This is a genomic window from Kaistella soli (assembly GCF_019038595.1).
Lineage (GTDB): Bacteria > Bacteroidota > Bacteroidia > Flavobacteriales > Weeksellaceae > Kaistella > Kaistella soli.
Window position 1 is genome coordinate 1 of the sequence record NZ_JAHOPF010000018.1, and the last position, 1,340, is coordinate 1,340.

2 protein-coding genes are annotated in these 1,340 nt (G+C 41.8%); both read right to left on the reverse strand.

Features of this window, described 5'->3' with window-relative positions; genetic code table 11:
• Positions 1–148: 148 nt before the first annotated feature.
• Complete coding sequence (locus KSK37_RS13965) at positions 149–1,009, reverse strand: IS3 family transposase (RefSeq protein ID WP_143851849.1); 861 nt, start codon at positions 1,007–1,009, stop codon at positions 149–151.
• The gene (locus tag KSK37_RS13970) at positions 1,006–1,278 is read right to left on the reverse strand and encodes a transposase (protein ID WP_143851850.1); all 273 of its coding nucleotides are present in this window, start codon (positions 1,276–1,278) and stop codon (positions 1,006–1,008) included. The genes KSK37_RS13965 and KSK37_RS13970 overlap by 4 nt, the downstream gene beginning before the upstream one ends.
• Positions 1,279–1,340: the final 62 nt, after the last annotated feature.

Sequence of the window (1,340 nt, forward strand, 5' to 3'; positions counted from 1 at the left end):
CCCCCAAAGTTTGGACAGTAAATTGTAAAAGTTAAGTTTGATTTTGTTTGTTTTGAGGGTAACAGTTTTGCAAATTTCCACATAGGGAAAATCCCTTCAAAGATTTTTCCGTGTAGTGTGGGAATGTGAAAAACTGTGTGAATATTCATTAAGCTGCTATCTTTTTTGAAAGGTTATAAATTGCTGCGGGTACTTCATATCCAAGACTTTGATGCCTTCTCTCTTTATTGTAGTATGATATGTATTTTTTAAGACCCTCAAAACACGCTCTGCCATCCTGATAAGCATAGAGATATACATTCTCATATTTCACACTTCGCCAGAACCTTTCAATGAAAATATTATCCAGAGCGCGTCCTTTGCCATCCATGCTTAAGGCTATTCCCTGCTTGGTGATAAATTCGGTGAAGAGATCTGCCGTAAACTGACTGCCCTGATCGGTATTGAAGATTTCCGGTCTTCCGTATTTTTCAATGGCCGTCTCCACGGTATCGCGGCACCATTCGGAAGTCATCGTGTTGCTCAGGCTCCAACCTACCACAAACCTGCTGTACAGATCTATTACCGCACAAAGATAAAGATAGCCGCCCTGCACAGGTATGTAAGTAATATCCATTGCCCAAACCTGATTGGGAGCTGTAATTTTTAAATTTCTCAAAAGATACGGGAAGATCTTGTGTTTCTTGCCTTTTCCTTTTTTGGAGGTGGCGGGTCCCGGTGCAGAAGCACTCAAACCCATTAGCCGGTAAAGCCTTTCCACTCGCTTTTTGTTAATAGTATACCCCATATCCTGCTGTAGCCAGTTGGTCATTCTGGGAACGCCTTTCCATGGACGGTTCAGAAATTCCTCATCAATCAGGCGCATCAGTTCCAGATTCAGACTGCTCTGCGGAACTTTCCTGTAATAATGGGAGCTGCGGGAAATCTGCAATACTTCACACTGCTTTTTAACGCTGAGTGCATTTGCCTTGTCAACATGAGCTTTACGGGCTCTGCGGGACTGTTTCATGACAAGGCTTTTTTTAAAAAATCGATTTCCATTTTCTGCTGACCGATAACCTTATAAAGCTTGTCGACATCCTCTTTTTTCTCTTCCGCAGGAGTTTCCTTGCCAAAAACATCGGCACCTTTCTGCAGGAATTCTTTCTTCCATGAAGAAATCTGATTGGGGTGCAGGTCATGCCTTCGGGCAAGTTCCTGCATCGTGTAGCGTTCGCTTAATGCTTCAACTACTACTTTAAATTTGAATCCTGAATTGAATTTTCTTCGCTGTGACATATTGTAAATTTAATTGTTTTTTTTCAACTAAACTTACTGTCCGATTTTCCGGGGGAACTATA